Consider the following 24,480-nt stretch of genomic DNA (forward strand, 5'->3'; position numbering starts at 1 on the left):
CACTGTTAATTGAAGAAACGCAAAGTTATAATATAACAAATAATATATCAACCGGTTTTATTATGGCGTCTCAATCCGTGAACAACATCGCCCACCAGCCCGATCATGACCACAGTCGCTGTGTCAAAACAGCCCTGCAACAGGCACAAACCCTGTGTAAAACCAATGGCCAGCGACTGACTAAGATCCGCGAACTGGTGCTCAAGCTCATCTGGCAAAGCCATAAACCGCTGGGCGCCTATGATCTGCTACCCGAGATTGCCAAAGCGGGCTTCAACTCGGCGCCACCGACGGTTTACCGGGCACTGGACTTTCTTCAGGAGCAGGGACTGGTGCATCGACTGGCCACATTGAACGCCTTTATTGGCTGCAGTCATCCGGAGCACAGACACTCGGGTTATTTCCTGATCTGTCAGCGTTGCGGAACTACCGCTGAACTTGAATCCAGCGAGCTGCACGACAGCATTCAAAGCTTCGCCAGCAACGCCGGATTTTCGGTGGAACAGGAAAATATTGAAATCCTGGGACGCTGCCCCAGCTGTCAGGAGAGCGTATGAGCCCGGCTAACCTGGTCGAAATTACCGCGCTGAACATCAGTTTTGGTAGCAACAGCGTTATCGATAACGTCTCCATGACCCTCAAGCCGGGCGAGATTACCACGCTGATCGGCCCCAACGGGGCCGGGAAAACTACGCTGGTTAAAGCCGTTCTGGGGCTTCTGTCACCGACCAGCGGCACCATTCGACGCGCCTCCACGCTGCGCATCGGCTATATGCCGCAGAAACTGCATATCGATACGACGTTTCCCCTGACCGTGGAGCGGTTCCTGAAGACCGCCGCCTTTGCCAGCATTGAAGACCGCTGCCTCGCGTTACAGGCGGTGCGCGCTGAACACTTACTGAAACAATCGGTTCACAGCTTATCCGGCGGCGAGATGCAGCGGGTACTGCTGGCCCGGGCACTGCTGCGTAAACCTGAGCTTCTGGTACTGGATGAACCGGCTCAGGGGGTGGATATTAACGGTCAGACAGAGCTTTACAGGCTTATCGCCAGCATCCGTGATAAATACAACTGCGCTGTACTGATGATCTCGCACGATCTGCATCTGGTGATGGCCGCCACCGATCAGGTGATCTGTCTCAACCATCATATCTGCTGTTCCGGCCATCCGGAGCAGGTTAGCGCAGATCCCTCCTATATCGAACTGTTTGGAATACCCGGTGCGGAAAACCTCGCGCTCTATAGCCACCACCACAATCATCAGCACAATAATCATGGTGATATCCTGCCGCTGTCCGAAGAGACGGAAAACGATCATAGCCACTGCGGAGGGCACCACTGATGCCTGAGTTTCTGTTGCTTGCCCTGCTGGGCGGTATTGGGGTTGCACTGGTAGCCGGGCCGCTGGGTTCCTTTGTGGTGTGGCGGAGGATGGCGTACTTTGGCGATACCCTGGCGCACTCGGCCCTGCTGGGCATCGCCGTCGGTGTGCTGTTTGATATCAATTTTAATCTGGCGGTGGTCAGCTGCTGCGTGATTCTGGCGCTGATCCTGGTCAGTCTGCAGCGGCAGCGGCTGGTGGCAACCGATACCCTGCTGGGTATTATGGCCCACAGCAGTCTGTCGCTGGGCCTGGTCGCCGTAGCCCTGCTGGATGATGTCAGGGTCGACCTGATGGAATACCTGTTTGGCGACCTGCTGGCGATCACACCCACAGACCTGCTGTGGATCTATGCTGGCGGAGGCGTCGTCATGCTGTTGATCTGGAAGCTCTGGAATCCGCTGCTGGCGGTGACCATCAATGAGGAGCTGGCGCAGGTTGAGGGCGTGCCGGTGGCCCGCATACGGCTGGCGCTGATGCTGTTAATCGGGGTGGTTATCGCCATCGCCATGAAAGTGGTCGGTATTCTGCTGATTACCTCTCTGCTGATTATTCCCGCCGCCAGCGCCCGGCGACTGGCCAGCTCTCCGGAGCAGATGGCGGTGATCGCCAGCCTGCTGGGGGTGGTTGCGGTGATACTCGGACTCTCGGCATCGATGCAGTTTGATACCCCGGCAGGCCCCTCTGTGGTTGTGGCCGCACTGGCTCAGTTTCTGTTGCTGTACTCGCTGCCGCTGCGCAGCGCTGCATGATCCGATACCTGCAGCGGGCCCGCAAACAGGATCATCAACGGGTCTGGTCACTGGCCTGGCCGATGATCCTGTCCAATATTACCGTGCCCCTGCTGGGCCTGGTGGATACCGCAGTGATCGGCCATCTGCCCGACCCCCGATATCTGGCGGCGGTGGCAGTCGGTGCGATGATATTTTCTATCCTTTACTGGTCGTTTGGTTTCCTGCGGATGGGCACCACCGGACTCACCGCTCAGGCGCTGGGAACGCCCGATTATAACCAGAGCCGGTTACTGCTCGCTCAGTCGCTGGTGCTGGCAGGGATCATAGGGCTGACCCTTGTGGTATTTCAGTATCCACTGATAGAGACAGCACTGGCACTGGTCGGCGCCGAGCCTGAAGTCACCACCGAAGCCCGCTTCTATGCCGAAATCAGAATCTTTGGTGCTCCGGCGGTACTGGCCAACTATGCGCTGCTAGGCTGGTTTCTGGGAAATCAGAACACCCGCATCCCGCTCCTGTTACTGGTGGTTACCAACCTGCTGAATATGCTGCTGGATCTGATCGCGGTCTATGGCCTGGGGATGCATGCCGAAGGTGTCGCGCTGGCAACTGTCATATCCGAATATGCCAGCCTGATACTGGGTACCGCTCTGATGCTGCGGATGCTGGCGAAACAGCCGGGCCAAACGCCCTGGCCCCAGCTAAAGTCAGTGAGTGATTACTATCACCTGATCAATGTTAACCGCTATCTTTTCGTCCGCACGCTGGTGCTGTTGTTAACGCTGGCCTTCTTTACCTCTCAGGGGGCGAAGCAGGGCGCCACGATTCTCTCAGCCAACGCGGTATTACTTAATTTCTTCCTGCTCATATCCAACGGACTGGATGGCTTTGCCCATGCCGCAGAAGCTCTGAGTGGTAAATTTTATGGTGCCAGGGATCATAAAGGATTCCACAGAATCGTCTCGGCCTGCCTCAGCTGGTCGCTGATCAGCGCGCTGCTGTTTACCCTCTTCTTCTGGCTTTGTGGTGAACTGATTATCTCCCTGTTGACCGATATTACCGAGGTCCGGGAAATCGCAGCAGCGTACCTGCCCTGGATAATCGTTCTCCCATTGATTGCGGTATGGAGCTTTATGACCGATGGCATCTTTGTCGGCACCACGCAGGTCAAAGCGATGCAGAATACCATGCTGATATCGGTGTTCGGCGTGTTCGCTCCCATCTGGTATCTGACCCAGTCGCTGGGCAATCACGGCCTGTGGCTGGCTTTCTTAAGCCTGTTTGTGGCACGCGGGGTCACTGGCGGCTATGTTTTCCTTAAGGAGTTCAAACAACCACCGGGATAAATATATGCGTCATTCTGCGTTAACGCTCAGCGTGCTGTTCAGCACGGTTCTGTCGCAGCCCCTGCATGCACTGCCTCTGGAGCGACTTAAGCTGCCGCCGGGTTATCAGATATCGATCGCGGCGCAGGCAACCAATGCCCGCCAGATGGCGCTGGGGGAGCCCGGCACACTGTTTGTCGGCAGTCGGCGGGAGGGCAGGGTCTACCGCTTCAGAGACCGCGACGGGGATGGCCACTACGAAAAACGGGAGACGCTGCTGAAGGGCTTAAATATGCCCAGCGGGATCGCCTGGCGTAACGGCAGCCTCTATATCGCAGCCGTGGATCGTATTCTGCGCATCGACGATGCTGATCGTGTCAGCCGGCAAGCACTCAAAACAGAGCTGATCACCGACAATCTGCCCGATATCACGCACCATGGCTGGAAATACCTTAAATTCGGCCCCGACAATGATCTCTATTTTAACCTCGGAGCGCCCTGTAATAGCTGTCTCAGCCAGGATCCCCGGTTTGCCTCGATCATGAAACTGAACCCGGATAACGGGCAGCAGACAATCGTTGCCCGGGGAGTGCGCAACTCCGTCGGTTTCACCTGGCATCCGCTGACGGGGGAGCTCTGGTTTACCGATAATGGCCGGGATCATCTCGGTGATGACCGGCCCGATGATGAGCTTAACCGGCTCACGCAAGCCGGTCAGCATTTTGGCTATCCCTTCGTGCATGCCGGAGATATACCCGACCCCGACCTGTATCAGGACCAGCCCCTGTCCGACTTCCAGCCACCGATGCTCAGGTTGGGGGCCCATGTAGCACCGCTGGGATTAACCTTCTACGGCGGCGGCCAGTTTCCCGACACCACCCCAGAGACACTGTTTATCGCCGAACACGGATCGTGGAACCGCTCCAGCAAAGTGGGCTATCGGGTGGTGCGGATCGATACGTCGGTGACGCCACCCAGACAGGAGGTATTTATTGAGGGCTGGTTAAACGGACAGAGCGCCTGGGGCAGGCCGGTGGATATTGTCACCGACCGGGACGGCAGCCTGCTGATCTCCGATGACCGTGCAGGGGTCATCTACCGGGTGCACTATCAAAACTAAAGACTGAAGGACTCGCCCAGCGCGCGACAGGGCTGATAACGGATACAGTCCACTTCATGGTCGTTAACCATACCGGTAGCCTGCATAAAGGCGTAACAGATCGTCGGTCCGACAAAGGTCATCCCGGCTTTTTTCAGTGCTTTGCTCATCGCCCGGGACTCGACCGTTTCAGCCGGGACCTCGCTGAGGCTTTGCCAGCTATTCTGAAGCGGCTTGCCGTCGACAAACTGCCAGATATAGTCGGCAAAACTGCCATGTTTCGCCGCCAGTTCGAGAAAGATCGCCGCACTTTTCACTGAGGATGTCACTTTCAGGCGGTTTCTGACAATAGCGGGATCAAGCAGCATCTGTTCAATTTTTTCCGGGGTAAAATCCGCGACTGTGGCCGGATCAAAGCCCTCGTAAAGACGGCTGTAACCCTCACGCTTTTGCAGAATCGTGCGCCAGCTCAGCCCCGCCTGCGCGCCTTCCAGAATCAGATACTCAAACAACTGCTGATCGTTGGACTGCGGCACACCCCAGACCTCATCATGGTACTGTTGCTCCAGTTCGGTGGCAGCGGCCCAGGCACAGCGATGGCACATAAAGGTTCCTGATAGATTCGGGTTAGTGTTTGCCAGAACCGGGATTAGCGCCTGGATTCGCAACAAAATTCAGTGGCTGTGCCGGCTCAAGTTCAACTTTCCCACCCCGGTTCACCCGGGTATCCAGCTCACCGTCGGGCTGATCAGAACCGTCCAGCGCCATCGAATCACTGAAGTCACAGCGAATGCATTCGCGGAATTCACGGCTCTCATCCCGGTACATCTTCAGGGAATCCATCTCGCCACAGCGGGGACACACGGCACCGGCGATAAAACGTTTAACAATCGTCATACTCTTCTCAAGGACTCGTCTCAACGACTTATTTCATAGACAGGCACAGAGGTCTAACACCCCTGTGCCCGCAGGATTATACCCCAGTCAGCAGGTCTAGGCAGTAATACCGGAGTGGCGCAGCAGTGCTTCAACACTTGGCTCACGGCCACGGAAGGCAACGAACAGCGCCATCGGCTCTTTCGAACCGCCCATCTCGAGAATATTCTCGCGGAATGAGCGGCCGGTCGCGGTATTGAACACGCCTTCCTCTTCAAAACGGGAGAAGGCGTCTGCCGACAGCACCTCAGCCCACTTATAACTATAATAACCAGCCGCGTAGCCCCCGGCAAAAATATGGCTGAAGCTGTGCTGGAAGCGATTAAAGGCCGGCGGAGTGATGACAGCCACCTCGCTGCGGATACGATTCAGTACCGCCTGAATATTGGTGACACCCGCTTTATATTCACGATGCAGCTGAAAGTCGAACAGTGACAGTTCCAGCTGGCGCACCATCATCATGCCAGACTGGAAGTTTTTCGCCGCCAGCATCTTTTCCAGTAACTCTTTAGGCAGCGGCTCACCAGTCTCGTAGTGACCCGAGATCAGCGCCAGCGCTTCCGCCTCATAACACCAGTTCTCCAGGAACTGGCTGGGCAACTCAACCGCATCCCACGCAACACCGTTAATACCACTGACATCCGCATACTCTATCCGGGTCAGCATATGGTGCAGGCCATGACCGAACTCGTGGAACAGTGTGGTCACTTCGTTATGGGTTAACAGTGCCGGTTTATCACCCACCGGTGGGTTAAAGTTGCACACCAGATAGGCGACCGGTAGCTGCAACACGCCATTATCAACACGCCGCACCCGACAATCATCCATCCAGGCACCGCCACGCTTTTTCGCCCGGGCAAAGGGATCGAGGAAGAAGCGGGCGATCAGCTCACCCTCACGACTGATATTGAACAAGCGGGCATCTTTATGCCAGCGATCAAACTCAGTCACCTCTTCAATCTCGATATCAAACAGCTTACCGGTGATGTTAAACAAGCCATCGAGAACCTTCGCCATCGGGAAGTAGGGGCGCAGCTCCTCCTGAGAGATCGCATAACGGGCCTGTTTCAGCTTCTCGCTGTAGTAAGAGATATCCCAGGACTCCAGCTCCGGTTCGCTAAACTCTTCCAGGGCGAAGTCCTGCAGCGCCTGATACTCTTTTTCCGCCTGAGGGCGACTCATGCCAGCCAGATCATTGAGGAAACTGACCACCTGCTCCGGGGTTTCCGCCATCTTGGTGGCCAGGCTGTAGGCGGCATAGTTTTCAAAACCGAGCAGCTGGGCCAGTTCAGCCCGCAACGTCAGGATCTCGGTCATGAGGTCACTGTTATCCCACTTGCCGGCATCCGGCCCCTGATCCGATGCCCGGGTGGCATACGCTTCATACAGTTCACGGCGCAGCTCGCGATTATCAGCATAGGTAATCACCGCATAATAGGAGGGGAAGTCCAGCGTCACCAGCCAGCCCGCTTCACCTTTCGCTTCCGCCAGCTGTCGCGCTGAGGCCAGCGCACTTTGTGGCAGCCCGGCCAGCTCCGCCTCATCGCTGATCAGCTTGCTCCAGCCATCGGTCGCGTCCATCACATTTTCAGAGAATTTGGTGGTCAGTTCAGACAGTTTCTGCTGCAGTTCGCCATAGCGTTGCTTGTCGGCTGCGCCCAGGGCGATCCCCGAAAGGCGGAAATCCCGCAGGGTGTTATCAATCACCTTGCGCTGCGCCTCGTCCAGGTCGCTATACGCCTCACTCTTGGCCAGCTTATCATAGGCCTCGAACAGCCCCTGATGCTGTCCCATCTCAGTCCAGAACTGGGACAGCTTAGGCAAGCAGGCGTTGTAGGCATCGCGTAACTCATCGCTGTTAACCACAGCATTCATATGAGAAACCGGCGACCAGGCTTTCGCCAGGCGGTCATGGCTCTGTTCCAGCGGCACCACCAGATTGTTCCAGTCAGGCGCGTCATTGCCATCCAACACCGTCTCGACCACCGCGCGACACTCGGCCAGCAGCTGATCCACGGCGGGCTCGACCTGTTCAGGTTTAATCTTAGAAAAGGGCGGCAACAGGTGGTCTTGCAGCAATGGATTGGACATATAAACTCCTGAACAGGGATATAAATAACGGTAGTATTTACTAAATGGGGTAGCAATACGCTGTTTTCAATCACCACACTGAGTTTATTATAGAACCCTCAACGAGCATCAGAGCAAGAGACGCATATGACTATCCGCAGCTATCAGGGCAACACCCCCAAACTGGGCAAGGCCGCCTTTATCGACCCCACCGCCGTGGTATTGGGCGACGTCGAACTTGGCGATGATGTGTCGGTCTGGCCGTTAACGGTGATCAGGGGCGATATGCACCGCATCCGCATCGGCAACCGCACCAGCGTTCAGGACGGATCCGTGCTGCATATAACCCATGCAGGCCCTTTCAATCCCGATGGCTTTCCACTGATCATCGGTGATGACGTCACCATCGGCCATCAGGCGATGCTGCACGGCTGCACTATAGGCAGCCGGGTTTTAGTGGGCATGGGAGCGATGGTGATGGATGGCGCGGTGGTTGAAGATGACGTCATCATTGGCGCCGGCAGCCTGGTACCACCCGGTAAAACCCTGGAGAGCGGCTATCTTTACGTGGGACGTCCCGTAAAACAGGCCCGGGCGCTGACAGAGAAAGAGATGAGTTTCTTTACCTACACCGCCGGCAACTATGTAAAGCTTAAAGATAAACATCTGGCAGAAGACTATAAATCGTAGGACAATGCCGCCTTTTAATAATCATTGGAGACACTGGATTGTTAGCTGCTAATTGCAAAACCCTGCAAATTTTCTGGTTGCTACTGGCGATCCTTGCCGGTGCATTCATCTACAATCTCGAAGACCAGGTCACAATCTATAAAGAGAACGGCTTACTGGAAAACCTGCAGGCCGGGATTCTGCTGCTGACCTGTTTTTATATGGTGGTGGTTGGCAAAAACCTGCAGGGTAGCTCCCGCTACGCCGCATGGATGTTTGCCTGGGTCTGCCTGGCGTTCTTCTTCCGTGAGTTCGATGTCCGCAAAACCGACTGGCCGGAATCTGCCCATATGTTCTTTGGTAAGCCTGGTCAGTATATCTGGTTCCTGCCGCTGCTTTATATCCTGGTGCAGATCTTCCGTAATATCCGTTTCTACCTTCGCAATATCCTGCTCTACCTGCTCTCTCCGATGATGCTCTACATCATCCTGGGGGGCGTTCTGATCAGCATGGCCGCCATCTTTGATAAACAGATCATCCCAACCGAGACCAAGTTCTGGGAGGAATACCTGGAAATCGCAGCCTACGCCTATCTGTTTCTGGCAGCGCTGCTGGCACCCACCAGCTTCAGAAATATTGAGGCTCAAAGCAAATAAGTGGCTAGACCGCCGTTTCGCAAAGGGAAGGGAAGGGAAGTGGCGAGACCGCCGCTTCGCGGCTAGCTAGTGGCTAGACGGAAACTTCGTTTCCTTGCTAGAAAAAGAAGAGGCCGTTGCTCGACGTAAAATTTCGTTTACTTGCTCGAAAGAGAATGGGAATTCTTAGCGATAGAAAATAAATCTGTCCTCTTTAATTCGCCAGATGATCCAGAAAACACTGCCGGTTAGTCAGGATTATCGGGTAAGGAACGCAGGCCACACCAAGGATTACAGCAGGGAGATCCTGTCCTTCATTACATCAAGTCTCCGCGAGATACATAACAGCTATTATAGAGCCATTTGGAACTATAACTCCCGGGCTCTATATTTCTGGAAATTTGATAGACCAATAATCGCTTTTATTTTATATATCAACAAGGTAGGGATAACTAAGAGGAGCTACTTACAGAATGATGGTGCCCGTAAAGTCTGCTTCCCTGCCAACACTGTGTCTAAATCCAATATTCACTTTTACTTAAATCAAAGCGTTATATCAACGCTAACCCACTGCTTTTTTCTTTGCTTTTCCTAGCCACTAGCAAGTCACGCAGTGACGTCTGGCAAGCGCGAAGCGCGTTCTAGCTAGCCGCGAAGCGGCGGTCTGGCCTGAAATCTGTTTCACAGATTTCAGGCTTTCGCCTTAGCGATTTCCCGCAGTCGCTTCACCACCAACGCATTCACCGACCGCTGGGTAAAGGCGCCATCCTCCTTCAGCTGACCCGCTTTACGGCCCATCAGCAATTCCAGACACTGGTCCACCGTGGCCACGGCATGGATGCTGAACTGCCCCTCGGCGACCGCGTCCACCACTTCACGTTTAAGCATCAGGTTGCGGATATTCGCTTTCGGTATGATCACTCCCTGAGAGCCCGTCAGGCCACGGGTTTTGCAGAGGTTGAAAAAGCCCTCTATCTTCTCGTTAACCCCGCCGATGGCCTGCACCTCGCCATACTGGTTGATGGAACCGGTGATAGCAAACTGCTGCTTAATCGGGATATCGGTCAGCGCCGAGATCAGCGTGCAGATCTCGGCCATGGAGGCGCTGTCGCCATCGACATAGCCGTAGGACTGCTCCAGGGCGATACTGGCAGACAGGGTCAGCGGAAAGTCCTTGGCGTATTTATGCCCCAGATAGCCCGACAGGATCAGCACCCCTTTGGAGTGAATCGGCTGCCCCAGTGTCACCTCGCGCTCAATATCGACGATGCCCCGGTTGCCCGGATTTACGGTCACGGTAATACGTGCCGGGAAACCAAAGGAGACGTCACCGACCCCCAGTACGGTCAGCCCGTTAGTCCGGCCAGAGGCCTCGCCATCGGTATCGATCAGCACCGTTTCATTGAGGATGCTATCGAGAATCTTCGATGAGATACGGCTGGTGCGGCGCTCTTTCGCCTGCAGCGCCATCTCCACATGCTGGTCGTTGATGATCTCGTCGCGGTTACTAATCCGCTTATAGTCCGCCTCACACAACAGATCCACCAGCTCGCCGACGTGTGCCGAAAGAAGCTCCTGATCTTCGGTCAGCCGGGAGCTGTGCTCCACCAGCCGGGCGACCGCCTGACGGTTCAGCGGCGCAAGCCCCTCCTCATCGGCGAGGGTTTTCATCAGTCGCGCATAACTGCGGATGGTGGCCGGCTCACGCTTTACATCCTCATCGAAATCCACCACCACCCGGAACATCTTCTCAAAGTCATGATCCAGTTCCTGAAGCAGATAGTAGGTTTCCCGGGTGCCGATCAGCACCACTTTGACATTCAGCGGGATCGATTGCGGGGCCAGGGTGATGGTGCCCATGCCGGTCATCTCCGACATCGGATTCTCGATACGGATCTCATGGGATTTCAGGGCGCGTTTCAGGGCACCGTAAACAAACGGCTGCTCCAGCAGTTTCTCTGATTCCAGCACCAGATAACCGCCATTGGCACGATGCAGGGCACCGGAGCGGATCAGCTGGAAGTTGGTGCTCAGCGCGCCCATCTCTGAAGTATATTCGATGCGGCCAAACAGGTTGTCATAGGTTGGGTGGGTCTCAAACACCACCGGAGCGCCCTTGGTTTTCTGGTTATCCACCATCATATTGACGCCAAAGGTGTTCTCCATATACTGCCGTCGGGCCAGATCGGTACGTGCTTCGTTTGGCTTCTCTTCTTCAATGATATCCAGCGCATTCTTGACCAGGTTGGACTCCAGCTGACTGAGATAATCAACAACGCCGGAGTAGTTATGGTATTTCTCACGCAGGGGCTGAATCAAAGGTGCCACGGCATTGCGGGCGGTTTCCCGGTCCAGCACTTTCATTTTATCGCCGGCTTCCCTGCGCCACTTAGGCATACTGGCAAGCTCTTCATTGAGATACTCTTCCAGCTTGGCGATATTGCGGGTGAACTCGTCGCGGACATCTTCCGGTAATTGGGAAAAAACAGCTTCATCCATCCCCTGGCCTTCAACTACCGGGGTAAAGCCGATACTCCCGGCATCGCGGTATACGGCAATGCTGTGTTCCCGCGCCAGGCTATCAACTTTTTCAATCGCCTGATCGTAGAGGCGGTTAAAGTCCCGTTCCACCTTGCTTTTTTTACGCTGATAGGCGGGGCTTTCAAATGCCGCCGGCAGTTCAGTGAGGATTCCCTCTATCAGGTGTTTGATATCCCGCTTAAACACCCAGCCCTTACCCGCAGGCAGCTGAATCACAATGGGATTACGGGTTTCTTCCAGGTTATTCAGGTAACACCAGTCGCTGGTCTTCTTCAGCTCTTTCTTGGCTTTTGAACGGATGCTTTCGATGGCGAACGAGAATCGTCCGGTATGCGGGTTGCCCATAACAAACATGTTATAGCCGGGGCGCTTCATACCGATACCGAACTCCATCGCTTCGACAGCGCGTTCCTGGCCAAAAAAACCGGCATAGGGTTCAAGGGTTTCGGTAGTTTTGAAAGGCAGCAACTCAGTGTTGCAGTGACGGTAGAGCTGATCGGGGGAGAGGCGGGTCTCTTTTTCCATAACGGATCATTCCTGCGACTGGAGTTGACCCCTCCTGTTATAACCCGAGTAGAAACTCCACGCAAGGAACGATTTTACTGGTCACTACTTAGCCAGTAGTTGATGTCTAAGCTCTTGAATTAGTTCGGAAGTATCGGGACGAACTCCGCGCCAGATAGCAAATGACTCGGCCGCCTGCTCTACCAGCATCCCCAGTCCATCGAGGGCTTTTTCCGCCCCATGCGCGACTGCCCAGCGGTTGAACGCGGTAACATCCGCACCGTACATCATGTCATAGCACCAGGCATCCTGACGCAGCAGATCATCCGGAAGGGGAGGCACTTCACCCTGCAGACTGGCAGCGGTGCCGTTGATCACCAGGTCAAATTGCTGACCTTTGAGCTGATCAAAACTACACACTTCGATCGTCCCAAGATGACGAAACAGCTCAGCCAGCTCCTGCGCTCTGGCTAGCGTCCGGTTGGCAATCACCAGTCGGGCAGGCTGCAGCGCCAGAATCGGCTCCAGCACGCCACGCACGGCCCCACCGGCACCCAGAATAAGTAGTTCTTTAGCGTGGATTTCACCGCCGTTATTACGGGTGATGTCCGCCACCAGCCCCAGACCATCGGTATTATCACCGCATAGCTGACCCGCTTCATTGCGATAGAGGGTATTAACAGCACCCGCCAGTTTCGCCCGATCAGAGTGACACTCGGCTTTCTGCCATGCCTCAACCTTAAACGGAACGGTTATATTCAGACCTTTCCCGTCACCCTCCGGGGATAGAAAGTTATCCACAGCCTCGTTGAAGCCATCTTCGGGGACTAACATTGAACTGTAATCCAGATCCTGCTGAGTCTGCCTGGCAAAGAACGTATGGATCAGGGGAGACTTTGAGTGCTTAATCGGGTTACCGAATACCGCATAATGATCGGTCATCTCAATCCTCCAGCCAGTTCTGCGGTTTCAGATAATATTCATACAGCTGCGCCTCTTCTGAACCGGGCTCAGGTTTCCAGTCATAACCCCAGCGAACCTCCGGAGGCAGAGACATCAGAATAGACTCCGTGCGCCCGCCGGACTGAAGGCCAAACAGGGTGCCACGATCAAACACCAGATTGAACTCAACATAACGGCCCCGGCGGTGCAGCTGGAAATCACGCTGATGTTCGCCATAAGGCATATTTTTACGTTTTTCGACGATCGGGCAATATGCGGGAGCATAGGCATCACCGATCGAACGCATCAGCGCAAAACAGGTATCAAAGTCGGGCTCATTAAGATCGTCAAAGAACAGACCACCAATACCCCGGGGTTCGTCACGATGCTTAAGATAGAAATACTCATCGCACCACGTCTTATAGCGGGAATAGACATCCTCACCAAAAGGATCACAGGCGTCTTTTGCCGCCTGATGCCAGGCACGACAATCGTCTTTATTGCCGTAGTAGGGGGTCAGATCGAAGCCGCCACCAAACCACCAGACCGGCTCTTCGCCTTCTTTCTCTGCAATAAAGAAACGCACATTCGCATGAGAGGTGGGTACATACGGGTTGTGGGGGTGAATAACCAGCGACACCCCCATCGCCTGAAATGTACGGCCGGCCAGTTCCGGACGATGCGCAGTCGCCGAGCCGGGGAGTTTATCGCCAAAGACATGGGAAAAATTCACCCCGCCTTTTTCGATCACAGCACCGTCCACCAGAACCCGAGTACGACCTCCGCCGCCCGCTTCCCGCTGCCAGTTGTCTTCGACAAACGTTGCCAGCCCATCGGCCTGTTCCAGTTGCGCACAGACACTGTCCTGCAGGCCCAACAGATACTCTTTTACCGCATTAATGTCCGGTGCTGACATTCTCTCACCTCTGTCATTGCAGCCTTGTTGGTCACAACCAACGGCTGTCATATTTAGCTTCGTACCGGCTTATCACTGTCCAGTCGATAAATTTTCGTTGGCCGACTCAGAGAACCTAGCTCACCGGGAACAATCATCTCTACTTTATCCCTGAAGTGAATGTTCACTTTCAATTTATCCCTCGCAGCTTCTTTATCTGAATAATTCGCCGAGGTCGACACAATCATTGACCCAAACGCTTCACACAGACTTTTCACCTGATAGTGATCACTCACTCTCACGGCAACAGAAGTATGATCGCCTTTAATCCAGTAGGGTATAAGATTATCAGGATCAGGTAAAATCCAGGTGACCGGACCAGGCCAGGAAGCCATTACACGCTCCCGGTCTTCTGCCGCAAGATTGTCCAGTAATGGTTTTACCTGCTGCACCGATGACGCCACCAGTATCAGCCCTTTTTGCACCGGGCGACGCTTGATAGCAAGCAGACGATACACCGCTGTTTCATTGAAGGGGTCACAGCCGAGCCCCCAAACAGCTTCTGTAGGATAGGCGATAACACCACCCCGGTGCATCGCCCCGGCTGCCTGACGAATATGCCACCAGCCCATAGCGATCAGATTTCGCCGTTCGCCAGTCTTTCCTGCAGCGCTTTATCTTTGGCAATCACCGCATCGGTATTTGCCTGACGCTCTGCCTTGATCCGCTCAGCCAGTTCAGCATCCTGCACAGCAACAATCTGACATGCCAGATAGGCTGCATTTTTAGCACCCGCTTTACCGATCGCAACGGTTGCCACCGGAATACCACCCGGCATCTGCACGGTGGAAAGCAGGGCATCCAGTCCATCCAGGGAGGACTCGATTGGCACACCAATCACAGGCTTAGTGGTATTGGCAGCAACCGCACCCGCCAGGTGAGCAGCCATACCCGCCGCACAGATGAATGCAACGGCACCACGCTGGTCAGCATCTTTAACATAGTCGTGAGTCTGTACCGGTGTACGGTGCGCTGAGCTCACTTTCATCTCAAACGGAACCTCGAGAGAACGCAGCACGTCGGCAGCAGCCTTCATAGTCGGCAGGTCGGAGTCGGAACCCATCAGAATAGCAACAAATGGTTTAGTCATGATTTCCTTCAGAAGTCGTGAAGTTATTTGGGAAAACGTGGCAAATTACTCTAAAACTGTACAATATTCAACCACGCAAAATGCAGGTTTTTTTACGCTTCCGGGGGTTAAACAGATCAGTCTTTTTTCAGATCAGTCGCTGATAGCCATCCGGAGTATTCTCGATGTAGCCTGACAGCTCCATCGCCACCAGTTGCGGTAACAATACCGGGGCATTCAGCCCTGTCACCCCGATCAGTTGCTCAAGCGTTATCAACTGATAACCGATCTGCTCCAGCAGGACTGCCTCGGCATCCGTCAGCTTTATCGAGTCGGGTGCTTCCCGTTGTTCATCATAACAGTAACTACCCAGCAAACTGGCCAGGGGCTCAATAATCTGCGCACTGGTTTCAATCAGAGTCGCGCCCTCGCGAATCAGATCGTGACACCCATGACTCTGCGGATTATTCAGCGCCCCGGGCAGCGCGAATACTTCGCGCCCCTGCTCAAGCGCCAGTCGCGCAGTAATTAACGAGCCACTGCGCCGGGCCGCTTCAACTACCAGCACACCAGCACTCAGCCCGCTGATAATCCGGTTACGCCGGGGGAAATTATGCGGCAGCGGCGCCATCGTTAATGGATATTCGGACACCAGCGCACCGCCCAGGCGGATAATGTCATCGGCAAGACTCTGATGCTGACGCGGATAGACATTCATCAGGCCTGAGCCCAGCACAGCGACCGTAGGCTTTGAAAGCGCCACAGCCGCCATATGCGCTGCGCCATCAACACCCCTGGCAAGTCCACTGGTGATGGTAATTCCCGCCGCGGTAAGGTCACTGGCGAAGGATCGGCTCAGCGCTATACCACTGCGACTGGCAGATCGACTGCCGACAATGGCCAGCTGAGGCAGATGCAACAGCTCAGGATCGCCGCTTATATAGAGTAGGAGGGGAGGATCTGAAATCTGTTTTAACAAAGGCGGGTATCGGTCACAGATAAAGGTGACCAGATGGTTACAGGGCTGCTGCAGCCAACGATCAATCTCTTGGAGATATTCACGGTCCGGCCACTCCCCCCTCTGATATCCCCTGATGTGGTGAATAGTCCGGGCGGGCAGGTTAAGTGACTGCAGCTGATTATGACTCAGCTGCAGCAGAGATGTTTGAGCAGCGCTACACCCTGACTCCGGCTGCATAAGCCGGAGCAGTCCTGCCGGACCAATCCCGGGCAACTCTGACAGGGCGATCCACTCTCTGAGATGGTCGTGCATGGACACTCCTTGTCCATTGTATGGTCGTTTTAAAGGTGATTACTCGGGGGTATGTACTTCATCACCGATCGCGATGACCTCAGTCGCCTTAAGAATCAGGGCATAACTGATCTTCTCATATGCCTTGAAGACCATCAGCAGGCCCGATTTTTCAGCCGGCAGGGTGATCAGTTCTTTAGTCACCGGATCTTTCAGCACTTCACCCGAACGGAAAATCGTCAGCACATCACCGGGTTTTAAGCCTTCACGCACGCCCTGGTTGATAGCGACCACATCATACTGTCCGGCCTGACGAACGCCGCGCAACACAGACAGGATTCGACCATCGATCTCACCTTCAGGGGCGCGGGGATAGAATACAGACTGTATGGCCTCTTTCGGGCTGGGGTATACCCGGTCCAGTGCAGAGACCTCTTCCCGGGTTTTGCGCAGATCCAGCGTGATGATATCCCCCTTCTTGCTATCCACGACCGCATCGCCAATTTTGAACAGCTCATAGCCCAGGTGTTCCTGAGTGACCGGATCGATATACTCTTTTGCCGGACGGTAAACGTTCTGACGGGCGTAATCACCCACCAGGGTTCCCCGGGCGTATACCCGGTCACCTGCACCGGCGACGATACGGTTTGCTGTGCCACCGACAATATAGGGTGAAGCTGTCAGCTCATCACTGTCCATAATAATATTGTCAGACAGGAAGCTGATGATATCTTTCAGCGGAATCGCAGGAATCGCATCCCGCAGTGGCGTCACTTTGGCCTTGGGGCTCAGACGCAGGATACCGTCGTTCAGCACCAGGCGCGGCTGCCCATTGATCCACTTCAGTGTTAACACATCACCCGGGTAGATAAGGTGCGGGTTATCAATTTGCGGGTTAGAGCCCCACAGCTGAGGCCACTTCCAGGGTGATTGCAGGAACATCCCTGAGATATCCCACAGCGTATCCCCTTTAACCACGACATACGTTTTCGGATGGTTTTCTTTTAACGCCAGGGTATCTTTGCGAACATCGGCCTGCACCGGCATTACTAATGCAATACAAACCGCAAGAGCGCCCAGAAAACCTGTTACCAGTTGTTTCATCATCTAATCCTTGTCTCAGACCGCCACATTTTTGAGAGTCTATAACAGTATCGGCAATACATTGTGTATCTATATCAGTATAATGGGAAGATTATTGATTCTAGCGCCCATTTTTTTCAACCTTTTCTTTCTCAAGCAGCCATGCCACTACTTCCAATACTCGAATTTCCCGATCCACGCCTGCGCACAATTGCTGAGCCGGTTACCGAATTTAACGATGAGCTGCGTCAGCTGGTCAAAGACATGTTTGAAACCATGTATGACGCTCCGGGCATCGGCCTGGCGGCAACGCAGATCAATGTGCACCAGCGTATCATCACTATCGATACCTCTGAAGAAAAAAATAGCCCTCTTGTGGTTATTAATCCCCAGATTGAGGTTCTTACTGATGAAACTGAGCGGATGCAGGAGGGTTGTCTCTCTGTTCCCGGATTCTATGAAGATGTTGAGCGGGCTAACAAAATCCGCCTGACAGCCATGAATGAGTTCGGAGAGGAGTACACTCTGGAGACCGACGATCTGCTGGCGGTCTGTATTCAGCACGAGATTGATCACCTTGAAGGCAAGCTGTTTGTCGATTACCTCTCGCCTCTGAAGCGTAATCGCATCCGCAGTAAACTGGACAAACTGCACCGTCAGAAGGCCTGAAACATGTCAGACACTGCCAGACAACTGCGCATACTATTTGCCGGAACACCGGACTTTGCCGCATCAAGCCTCCAGGCTCTGCTGGATGCCGGACATAATGTTATCGGCGTCTATACCCAGCCTGACAGGCCTGCCGGACGTGGCCGCAAGCTCACACCAAGCCCGGTCAAAAAAGTTGCCCTGGAACATGACCTGCCCGTTTATCAGCCACTGAACTTTAAGCTGGCCGAAGATCGTCAGCAACTGGCCGCGCTGGATGCCGACCTGATGGTGGTAGTCGCCTATGGGTTGCTGCTGCCACAGGCAGTACTCGATACGCCGCGACTGGGCTGTATTAACGTTCACGCATCACTGTTACCACGCTGGCGCGGAGCGGCACCGATTCACCGCGCACTGCTGGCAGGTGACAGCGAAACCGGCGTCACCATTATGCAGATGGATGCAGGACTGGACACTGGCGCTATGCTGCTCAAAAAGCACTGTCCGATAACCCCTACAGATACCAGCGGTGAACTGCATGACCGGCTGGCCGTGATAGGCGCAGCCGCTCTGCTGGAAAGCCTGCCAGCCATAGCCGGGCAGACCATCCGGCCCGAAATCCAGGATGACAGCCTGGCCTGTTACGCCCATAAGCTGGAAAAAGCGGAAGGGGAGATCGACTGGCATAAACCGGCTACCGAGATCGCCCGGCAGATCCGGGGACTGGCTCCCTGGCCTGTAGCATTCACCACCCTGAACGGTGAAACACTGCGCATTTGGTACGCCGAAGCCAGCGATGAACAGAGCAACGCTAAACCGGGCACGGTGATCGGCACCGACAAACAGGCGATTACTGTCGCCAGCGGCGACGGAGCGGTCAGATTGCTGAAAATACAACTTCCCGGCAGCAAAGCGATGGATAGCAGCGCAGTATTAAACTCCAAGCGAGAGCTGTTTAGCGACGGTACGGAGCTGGGCCACTGCTGATGAATATCCGCGCCATTGCAGCACGCGCTCTGGGACCGGTTATTGGTCGCAAAGAGTCATTAAACACAGCGCTTCCCCGGGCACTTCAACAATGCCAGGAAAGCGACCGGGCGCTGCTGCAGCAGATCTGCTACGGCACCATGCGCTTTTTACCCCGCCTTTCCTGTCTGGCAAACCAGTTACTGAAAAAGCCATTCAAACCGCAGGATCAGGACCTTTATGCTCTGGTGTTGCTGGGGTTTTATCAACTACTTGAGATGCGGGTGCCCGCACATGCAGCGATCAGCGAAACCGTTGAAGCAGCCAGCCAACTCAATAAAGAGTGGGCAAAAGGGCTGCTTAACGCGCTGCTGCGAAACTTGCAAAGAGAGCATGACTCTCTGTTTGAACAGCTGAATGAGCACCCCGAATTTCGTTACAACCACCCGCAGTGGATGATCGCCAAGCTACAGCATAACTGGCCAGAGAACTGGCAAGCGATCCTCGAGCAGAATAGTCAGCAACCACCGATGACACTGCGGGTAAACCAACAGAAAAGTAGTCGGGATAACTATCTGCAGCAGCTCGATGATGCCGGCATAGCGGCATCCGCCATACCTTATTCCAGCGTCGGTATTCAGCTGGAAACGCCCGTCGATGTGAACATCCTGCCCGGATTTGCCTATGGCTTCGCCAGCGTCCAGGACGAAGCGGCTCAGCTGAGCGGCGTACTACTGGATCTGCAGCCCGGCCAGCGGGTTCTCGACGCCTGCGCCGCACCCGGGGGCAAGCTTTGCCATATTCTTGAACACCAGCCGGACCTCGGTCATGTTACCGCCGTGGAGCTGGAGCACAACCGGGCGAACAGAATTGAGGAAAACCTCAGCCGACTCAACCTCGCGGCTGAAGTTATTATTGCAGATGCCGCTACCAATACCTGGTGGGATGGCGTTGAGTATGATCGCATTCTTGTTGATGCTCCCTGTTCAGCAGTGGGGGTAATCCGGCGTAACCCTGACATCAAACACCTGCGGCAGAACGAGGACATTAAGCCCCTTGCTGAGCTGCAACTGGCTATTCTCGCGAATTGCTGGCAGATGCTGAAACCCGGCGGCCGACTGGTATATGCCACCTGCTCAGTCTTTCCCCAGGAAAACGAGCGGGTAATTGAGCGTTTTACCAAAACACAAACAGACGCGCACCACCTCCCAATCGAAGCGGACTGGGGCATTGAGCGGCCATTTGGCCGTCAGTTATTCCCCCGATCGCAAGGGCACGATGGCTTTTATTATGCGGTATTGCTAAAGGGTCAGAACTGAAGCAGACTGTTCTGCCAGCTGACCGGAGAGTTTTAAGATATGAAAATCATTATTCTTGGTGCGGGGCAGGTGGGTGGCACACTGGCGGCAAACCTGGCCAGTGAAGCCAACGATATCACCATTGTCGATACCGACATTAACCGACTGAGAGAACTGCAGGATCGTCTCGATATCCGCACCGTAGAGGGTAAAGCATCCCACCCCTCCATTCTCGAGCAGGCCGGAGCCCGCGATGCCGACATGCTGATCGCCGTGACCAACAGCGACGAAGTCAACATGATCGCCTGCCAGATCGCTCAAAGCCTCTACAATACTCCCACCAAGATCGCACGGGTCCGCGAGCATGACTACCTGCTCAAAGATAAAGCGATCTTTACCGACAAATCGATCCCTATCGACGTCCTGATCAGCCCGGAAGAGCTGGTAACCAAACATATACGCCGCCTGATTGAACATCCCGGTGCGCTGCAGGTTCTTGATTTCGCCGACGGCATAGCCCAGTTGGTCGCCGTTAAAGCGTATTACGGCGGACCTCTGGTGGGCCGGGAGATATCCTATCTCCGTTCGCATATGCCCGCCGTGGACACTCGGGTGGCGGCTATTTTCCGTAAAGACCGGCCGATCATCCCCAAAGGGGATACCGTCATCGAAGCGGATGACGAAGTGTTCTTCATTGCCGCGAAGAAAGATATCCGCTCCGTGATGAGTGAGTTGCGCCGACTGGATCGCCCCTATAAACGGATCATCATTGCCGGCGGCGGTAATATAGGCGCACGACTGGCACAGAATATCGAAGCCAAGTATCAGGTTAAAATCATTGAGCGGGATATCCGTCGCTGCAACAGTCTCGCCAAAAACCTGGATAACACCATCGTCCTGCAGGGCAGCGCATCGGATAAAGAACTGCTGCTGGAAGAAAATATTGAAGACACCGATGTTTTCTGCGCACTGACCAATGATGATGAAGCCAATATCATGGCTTCAATGCTGGCTAAGCGACTGGGCGCCCGTACAGTCATGACCCTGATTAACAACCCCGCCTATGTTGATCTGGTGCAGGGCGGGGTGATTGATATTGCCATATCGCCGCAACAAACCACCATCGGCAGCCTGCTAACCCACGTCCGCCGTGGCGATGTCGCAGCGGTACACTCATTGCGCCGCGGCGCAGCAGAAGCGATCGAAGCGGTGGCCCATGGTGATAAACGCACCTCCAAAGTGGTCGGCAAAACAATCGAAGATATTGATCTTCCTGCCGGCACAACCATTGGCGCCATTGTGCGTCAGGATGAAGTACTGATTGCTCACGATGATATCGTTGTAGAGAATGATGATCACGTAGTCCTCTTTCTGGTGGACAAACGAAAAATCAGTGAAGTCGAGCGCTTATTCCAGGTAGGCCTGGGTTTCTTCTGATCGGAGAGTATTAATGCACTACAAGGTAATCCTCCGGATCCTCGGCTTGTTGCTGATGATATTCAGCATCTCTATGCTGCCACCATTGGCAATCTCCTATGGGTACAATGATGGCACCCATATGGCCTTTGTCTCTGGTTTCACCATCACTCTGCTAACCGGCTTCATTATCTGGTCACCGGTTTACCGGGTCAGGGCCGACCTGAGAAATCGGGATGGATTCCTGATCACCGTGCTTTTCTGGGTGGTACTGGGGCTGTTCGGGGCGATCCCCTTTATGCTGGCAGATGATCCGGGGCTTTCGTTTGTCGATGCTGTGTTTGAATCACTTTCCGGTCTGACCACCACGGGTGCCACAGTGATAACCGGAATCGATGCGCTGCCAGAGTCGATTCTGTTCTACCGACAGCAACTGCAATGGCTCGGAGGCATGGGTATCATCGTTCTGGCGGTAGCCATTCTGCCGATGCTCGGAATCGGTGGTATGCAGCTTTATCGGGCCGAAACTCCCGGCCCCGTTAAAGACAGCAAACTCACTCCGCGTATAACCGAAACGGCAAAAGCACTCTGGTACATCTATCTGTCGCTGACCGTCGTCTGCGCGCTGAGTTACTGGCTTGCCGGTATGACCCTGTTCGACGCAGTAGGCCACAGTTTCTCGACGGTGGCGATCGGAGGTTTCTCCACCCACGACGCCAGTATAGGCTATTTCGACAGCCCCCTCATCGAAGCGATCTGCACCTTCTTCATGATAATTTCTGCCATCAATTTTGGCCTGCATTTCTTCGCCTGGCGGCAGCGCACATTCAGCCACTACTTCCAGGACCCTGAGTTCAGGTTTTACCTGACCATTCTGTTCAGCATCTCCTGCCTGGCAGGCAGCGTACTCATCCTGACAGAAACCTATGCGCCCGGCGAGTCGATCCGCAAGGCGATATTTGAAGTTGTGTCCATCGCAACCACCACCGGATTTGCCACAGCGGACTTTGCACAATGGCCGGTCATGCTGCCATTTCTGCTGTTTGTTGCCGCGTTTGCCGGGGGCTGTGCCGGCTCAACCGGCGGTGGCATGAAGGTAATCCGCGTCCTGTTAATCCTGAAACAGGGTCACCGGGAGATAAAGCGACTGATCCACCCCAATGCCGTCATCCCCGTTAAACTGGGCAGGAAACCTATCTCTGACCGGATTCTGGAAGCGGTCTGGGGGTTTTTCTCGGTCTACCTGATCGTCTTTATTATTATGCTGATCATTCTTCTGGGAACCGGTCTCGATCAGGTAACCGCATGGTCGGCCGTTGGCGCCACACTCAACAACCTGGGCCCGGGCCTTGGCGATGTAAAAACCCATTATGGCGACCTGAACAGCACCGCCAAATGGGTGCTGACATTTGCCATGCTGCTGGGCCGGCTTGAGGTGTTTACACTGCTGGTTCTGTTCACCCCCGCTTTCTGGAAACGCTAGAAAAGAAAAAAGGGCGCAAGCCCTTTTTTTTCGTCTGTTTAGTACATCCGGCCACCATCTGGCCGGTGCTGAAATCGTTTATATTCCCACTGATACTGCTCCGGAATCTGTCGCACACAGTACTCGACCTCTGAGTTCATAGCGGTAGCCGAGCGCAACAGATCTTTCTCGTTGATCTGTTCCGGGGTTTTATGAAAGTAGATTTCAAACCCCTCAGCACCCGGCAGGCGCTTAGCATACGCCGAGACCACAATCGCTCCGGTTTGCGCTGCCAGTTGCGGCAGCAACTTCATGGTATATGCTTCCTGTCCGAAGAAGGGGACGAAAACCCCGCTACCACTATCGGCCTCCTGATCCGGCAGAATCCCCAGCACTTCACCGGCCTTCAAAGACTTCATCGCCATACGCACGCCCTTAACATTGGCCGGCGCCAGCTTCGCACCCAACCGGGCTCTTTTTTTTCTGATCAGCCGATCCATCAATTCAATCTTCGGTGGGCGATACATCGATGTGAGTGTATAGCGGGTACTCAGATATAGCCCCAACACCTCCCAGTTACCCAGATGAGGGCCGATCACAATCACCCCACGGCCCTGCCTCAGAGCCTCCTCCATGACCTCCTCGCCGCACACCCGGGTTACCTTTGCCATCACCCGCTCAGGCTTCCACAGCCAGCTCATACCCAACTCACCTGCCATCTTGCCAGTTTCGATCAGACTGGCTTTCGTTAGCTCGGCTTTGTCCTCGGCCGTTAACTCAGGAAAACAAAAATCGATATTCATCCGGGTAATCTGGTAGGCCTTACCTCTCTTGTTATAGGCACGCATTGCAAACCAGACACCTAACTTCTGCGCCAGAGACAGAGGAAGCAGTGCAAGCAACCAGAGAACCGATACAGACAACCAGCCTTTAAGATGTTTCACGTGGAACCTTTTATATTGCGAAATGATAACAACAACAAAAACACAGGAGGAATTATATAATGCAGTATCCATATATAACTAACAGAAGGCGAAAATAGAGATGAAATACACCGCATACCTCTCAGGTGAGATTCATACAGAATGGCGCGAGATGATCAAAAGCGCTATAGCCAAAAACAATCTTCCCATAGAAATACTGACACCGAATACCGACCATGAAAGCAGCGACGAGTGCGGTACGAATATTCTCGGGGCAGAGGACAACCCGTTCTGGAAAGACCATAAAGCAGCCAAACTAAACAGCATCAGACACATGACAGCCCTCAAAAGAGCGGATATCGTCATCGTACGGTTTGGTGACAAATACAAGCAGTGGAACGCTGCTTTTGATGCAGGCATAGCCACAGCGCTGGGAAAATCCCTGATTATAGAACACGCCGAAGAACTGACTCACCCACTAAAAGAGATTGATGCTGCGGCAATGGCCGTGGCGCAAAATACCGGACAGGTGATTGAGATTTTAGAGTACCTGTGCAAAGACTACTAAATTG

24 protein-coding genes are annotated in these 24,480 nt (G+C 54.3%); 13 read left to right on the forward strand and 11 right to left on the reverse strand.

All coding sequences use genetic code 11. From position 1 onward, the window contains the following. Positions 1-62 precede the first annotated feature (62 nt). From KDX31_18890 to KDX31_18910, 5 genes are read left to right on the forward strand one after another with little or no spacing between them, the layout of a single operon-like run. Entirely contained in the window at positions 63-557 is a 495-nt protein-coding gene (locus KDX31_18890) for a transcriptional repressor (protein ID UTW03350.1), read from the forward strand. Beyond that, positions 554-1,342, forward strand: coding sequence for a zinc ABC transporter ATP-binding protein ZnuC (gene znuC / locus KDX31_18895; protein UTW03351.1), 789 nt, complete (start codon positions 554-556; stop codon positions 1,340-1,342). Before KDX31_18890 ends, znuC begins: the two co-directional genes overlap by 4 nt. Then, positions 1,342-2,133, forward strand: a complete 792-nt coding sequence (gene znuB, locus KDX31_18900; protein ID UTW03352.1) for a zinc ABC transporter permease subunit ZnuB — start codon at positions 1,342-1,344, stop codon at positions 2,131-2,133. Before znuC ends, znuB begins: the two co-directional genes overlap by 1 nt. Next, complete coding sequence (locus tag KDX31_18905) at positions 2,130-3,461, forward strand: MATE family efflux transporter (protein UTW03353.1); 1,332 nt, start codon at positions 2,130-2,132, stop codon at positions 3,459-3,461. Before znuB ends, KDX31_18905 begins: the two co-directional genes overlap by 4 nt. Before the next feature lie 4 nt (positions 3,462-3,465). After that, positions 3,466-4,560 carry a PQQ-dependent sugar dehydrogenase gene (locus KDX31_18910; GenBank protein UTW03354.1) on the forward strand — a complete coding sequence of 365 codons (1,095 nt, stop codon included), beginning with the start codon at positions 3,466-3,468 and terminating at the stop codon, positions 4,558-4,560. Here KDX31_18910 and KDX31_18915 read toward each other — a convergent pair. The 3 genes from KDX31_18915 to prlC form a co-directional block, all read right to left on the reverse strand. Beyond that, positions 4,557-5,144, reverse strand: a complete 588-nt coding sequence (locus KDX31_18915) for a DNA-3-methyladenine glycosylase I (protein ID UTW03355.1) — start codon at positions 5,142-5,144, stop codon at positions 4,557-4,559. The two genes, KDX31_18910 and KDX31_18915, sit on opposite strands and share 4 nt — an antisense overlap. Positions 5,145-5,166: 22 nt before the next feature. After that, entirely contained in the window at positions 5,167-5,436 is a 270-nt protein-coding gene (locus tag KDX31_18920) for a YheV family putative metal-binding protein (GenBank protein ID UTW03356.1), read from the reverse strand. Positions 5,437-5,532: 96 nt separating this feature from the next. Continuing rightward, positions 5,533-7,566, reverse strand: coding sequence for an oligopeptidase A (prlC, locus tag KDX31_18925; protein UTW03357.1), 2,034 nt, complete (start codon positions 7,564-7,566; stop codon positions 5,533-5,535). A gap of 126 nt (positions 7,567-7,692) precedes the next feature. On the opposite strand from prlC, the gene KDX31_18930 reads away from it, so the two are divergent. Further along, positions 7,693-8,235: a gamma carbonic anhydrase family protein gene (locus KDX31_18930; protein UTW03358.1), complete on the forward strand. Its 543-nt coding sequence runs from the start codon at positions 7,693-7,695 to the stop codon at positions 8,233-8,235. A 38-nt stretch (positions 8,236-8,273) separates the two neighbouring features. Further along, complete coding sequence (locus tag KDX31_18935) at positions 8,274-8,870, forward strand: hypothetical protein (GenBank protein UTW03359.1); 597 nt, start codon at positions 8,274-8,276, stop codon at positions 8,868-8,870. Positions 8,871-9,539: 669 nt separating this feature from the next. On the opposite strand, the gene KDX31_18940 is transcribed toward KDX31_18935, so the two are convergent. From KDX31_18940 to KDX31_18970, 7 genes are all read right to left on the reverse strand, one after another. Then, the gene (locus KDX31_18940; protein ID UTW03360.1) at positions 9,540-11,915 is read right to left on the reverse strand and encodes an AAA family ATPase; all 2,376 of its coding nucleotides are present in this window, start codon (positions 11,913-11,915) and stop codon (positions 9,540-9,542) included. 84 nt (positions 11,916-11,999) lie between these two features. Then, positions 12,000-12,836: a shikimate dehydrogenase gene (aroE, locus tag KDX31_18945; GenBank protein ID UTW03361.1), complete on the reverse strand. Its 837-nt coding sequence runs from the start codon at positions 12,834-12,836 to the stop codon at positions 12,000-12,002. A 1-nt stretch (position 12,837) separates the two neighbouring features. Then, complete coding sequence (gene hemF / locus KDX31_18950; protein ID UTW03362.1) at positions 12,838-13,752, reverse strand: oxygen-dependent coproporphyrinogen oxidase; 915 nt, start codon at positions 13,750-13,752, stop codon at positions 12,838-12,840. Positions 13,753-13,805: 53 nt separating this feature from the next. Then, positions 13,806-14,363: a Sua5/YciO/YrdC/YwlC family protein gene (locus KDX31_18955; protein ID UTW03363.1), complete on the reverse strand. Its 558-nt coding sequence runs from the start codon at positions 14,361-14,363 to the stop codon at positions 13,806-13,808. Positions 14,364-14,368: 5 nt separating this feature from the next. Beyond that, positions 14,369-14,881 (reverse strand): 5-(carboxyamino)imidazole ribonucleotide mutase, encoded by a 513-nt coding sequence (gene purE / locus KDX31_18960; GenBank protein UTW03364.1) that lies wholly within the window; start codon positions 14,879-14,881, stop codon positions 14,369-14,371. 127 nt (positions 14,882-15,008) lie between these two features. Beyond that, the gene (dprA, locus tag KDX31_18965; protein ID UTW03365.1) at positions 15,009-16,133 is read right to left on the reverse strand and encodes a DNA-processing protein DprA; all 1,125 of its coding nucleotides are present in this window, start codon (positions 16,131-16,133) and stop codon (positions 15,009-15,011) included. 39 nt (positions 16,134-16,172) lie between these two features. Further along, positions 16,173-17,216 (reverse strand): LysM peptidoglycan-binding domain-containing protein, encoded by a 1,044-nt coding sequence (locus KDX31_18970; GenBank protein ID UTW03366.1) that lies wholly within the window; start codon positions 17,214-17,216, stop codon positions 16,173-16,175. A 141-nt stretch (positions 17,217-17,357) separates the two neighbouring features. Between KDX31_18970 and KDX31_18975 the strand changes: the two genes are divergently transcribed. The 5 genes from KDX31_18975 to KDX31_18995 are packed head-to-tail and all read left to right on the forward strand — an operon-like array spanning position 17,358 to position 23,006. Beyond that, on the forward strand, positions 17,358-17,864 hold the full coding sequence (locus KDX31_18975; GenBank protein UTW03367.1) for a peptide deformylase: 507 nt from the start codon (positions 17,358-17,360) through the stop codon (positions 17,862-17,864). 3 nt (positions 17,865-17,867) lie between these two features. After that, positions 17,868-18,830, forward strand: coding sequence for a methionyl-tRNA formyltransferase (gene fmt / locus KDX31_18980; GenBank protein ID UTW03368.1), 963 nt, complete (start codon positions 17,868-17,870; stop codon positions 18,828-18,830). Beyond that, a complete protein-coding gene (gene rsmB / locus KDX31_18985) occupies positions 18,830-20,128 on the forward strand; it encodes a 16S rRNA (cytosine(967)-C(5))-methyltransferase RsmB (GenBank protein UTW03369.1) in 1,299 nt (432 codons plus the stop codon). Before fmt ends, rsmB begins: the two co-directional genes overlap by 1 nt. A 39-nt stretch (positions 20,129-20,167) precedes the next feature. Next, on the forward strand, positions 20,168-21,544 hold the full coding sequence (trkA, locus tag KDX31_18990; GenBank protein ID UTW03370.1) for a Trk system potassium transporter TrkA: 1,377 nt from the start codon (positions 20,168-20,170) through the stop codon (positions 21,542-21,544). Positions 21,545-21,557: 13 nt separating this feature from the next. Further along, complete coding sequence (locus KDX31_18995) at positions 21,558-23,006, forward strand: TrkH family potassium uptake protein (protein UTW03371.1); 1,449 nt, start codon at positions 21,558-21,560, stop codon at positions 23,004-23,006. 38 nt (positions 23,007-23,044) lie between these two features. Here KDX31_18995 and KDX31_19000 read toward each other — a convergent pair whose 3' ends face one another. After that, positions 23,045-23,929: a lysophospholipid acyltransferase family protein gene (locus tag KDX31_19000; GenBank protein ID UTW03372.1), complete on the reverse strand. Its 885-nt coding sequence runs from the start codon at positions 23,927-23,929 to the stop codon at positions 23,045-23,047. Between the two features lie 100 nt (positions 23,930-24,029). Between KDX31_19000 and KDX31_19005 the strand changes: the two genes are divergently transcribed. Beyond that, the gene (locus KDX31_19005; GenBank protein UTW03373.1) at positions 24,030-24,476 is read left to right on the forward strand and encodes a YtoQ family protein; all 447 of its coding nucleotides are present in this window, start codon (positions 24,030-24,032) and stop codon (positions 24,474-24,476) included. Positions 24,477-24,480: the final 4 nt, after the last annotated feature.

It is taken from the genome of Amphritea atlantica (genome assembly GCA_024397875.1).
Lineage (GTDB): Bacteria > Pseudomonadota > Gammaproteobacteria > Pseudomonadales > Balneatricaceae > Amphritea > Amphritea atlantica_B.

What these genes read in the sequence shown, in the direction of transcription:
- znuB (UTW03352.1), top strand. Translation starts at nt 1,342, where the DNA reads ATGCCTGAGTTTCTGTTGCTTGCCCTGCTGGGCGGTATTGGGGTTGCA.
- trkA (UTW03370.1), top strand. Translation starts at nt 20,168, where the DNA reads ATGAAAATCATTATTCTTGGTGCGGGGCAGGTGGGTGGCACACTGGCG.
- KDX31_18975 (UTW03367.1), top strand. Translation starts at nt 17,358, where the DNA reads ATGCCACTACTTCCAATACTCGAATTTCCCGATCCACGCCTGCGCACA.
- KDX31_18920 (UTW03356.1), bottom strand. Translation starts at nt 5,436, where the DNA reads ATGACGATTGTTAAACGTTTTATCGCCGGTGCCGTGTGTCCCCGCTGT.
- KDX31_18955 (UTW03363.1), bottom strand. Translation starts at nt 14,363, where the DNA reads ATGGGCTGGTGGCATATTCGTCAGGCAGCCGGGGCGATGCACCGGGGT.
- prlC (UTW03357.1), bottom strand. Translation starts at nt 7,566, where the DNA reads ATGTCCAATCCATTGCTGCAAGACCACCTGTTGCCGCCCTTTTCTAAG.
- KDX31_18940 (UTW03360.1), bottom strand. Translation starts at nt 11,915, where the DNA reads ATGGAAAAAGAGACCCGCCTCTCCCCCGATCAGCTCTACCGTCACTGC.
- hemF (UTW03362.1), bottom strand. Translation starts at nt 13,752, where the DNA reads ATGTCAGCACCGGACATTAATGCGGTAAAAGAGTATCTGTTGGGCCTG.
- KDX31_18905 (UTW03353.1), top strand. Translation starts at nt 2,130, where the DNA reads ATGATCCGATACCTGCAGCGGGCCCGCAAACAGGATCATCAACGGGTC.
- fmt (UTW03368.1), top strand. Translation starts at nt 17,868, where the DNA reads ATGTCAGACACTGCCAGACAACTGCGCATACTATTTGCCGGAACACCG.
- KDX31_18915 (UTW03355.1), bottom strand. Translation starts at nt 5,144, where the DNA reads ATGTGCCATCGCTGTGCCTGGGCCGCTGCCACCGAACTGGAGCAACAG.
- aroE (UTW03361.1), bottom strand. Translation starts at nt 12,836, where the DNA reads ATGACCGATCATTATGCGGTATTCGGTAACCCGATTAAGCACTCAAAG.
- KDX31_18930 (UTW03358.1), top strand. Translation starts at nt 7,693, where the DNA reads ATGACTATCCGCAGCTATCAGGGCAACACCCCCAAACTGGGCAAGGCC.
- KDX31_18995 (UTW03371.1), top strand. Translation starts at nt 21,558, where the DNA reads ATGCACTACAAGGTAATCCTCCGGATCCTCGGCTTGTTGCTGATGATA.
- KDX31_18890 (UTW03350.1), top strand. Translation starts at nt 63, where the DNA reads ATGGCGTCTCAATCCGTGAACAACATCGCCCACCAGCCCGATCATGAC.
- KDX31_18910 (UTW03354.1), top strand. Translation starts at nt 3,466, where the DNA reads ATGCGTCATTCTGCGTTAACGCTCAGCGTGCTGTTCAGCACGGTTCTG.
- purE (UTW03364.1), bottom strand. Translation starts at nt 14,881, where the DNA reads ATGACTAAACCATTTGTTGCTATTCTGATGGGTTCCGACTCCGACCTG.
- rsmB (UTW03369.1), top strand. Translation starts at nt 18,830, where the DNA reads ATGAATATCCGCGCCATTGCAGCACGCGCTCTGGGACCGGTTATTGGT.
- dprA (UTW03365.1), bottom strand. Translation starts at nt 16,133, where the DNA reads ATGCACGACCATCTCAGAGAGTGGATCGCCCTGTCAGAGTTGCCCGGG.
- znuC (UTW03351.1), top strand. Translation starts at nt 554, where the DNA reads ATGAGCCCGGCTAACCTGGTCGAAATTACCGCGCTGAACATCAGTTTT.
- KDX31_18970 (UTW03366.1), bottom strand. Translation starts at nt 17,216, where the DNA reads ATGAAACAACTGGTAACAGGTTTTCTGGGCGCTCTTGCGGTTTGTATT.
- KDX31_19005 (UTW03373.1), top strand. Translation starts at nt 24,030, where the DNA reads ATGAAATACACCGCATACCTCTCAGGTGAGATTCATACAGAATGGCGC.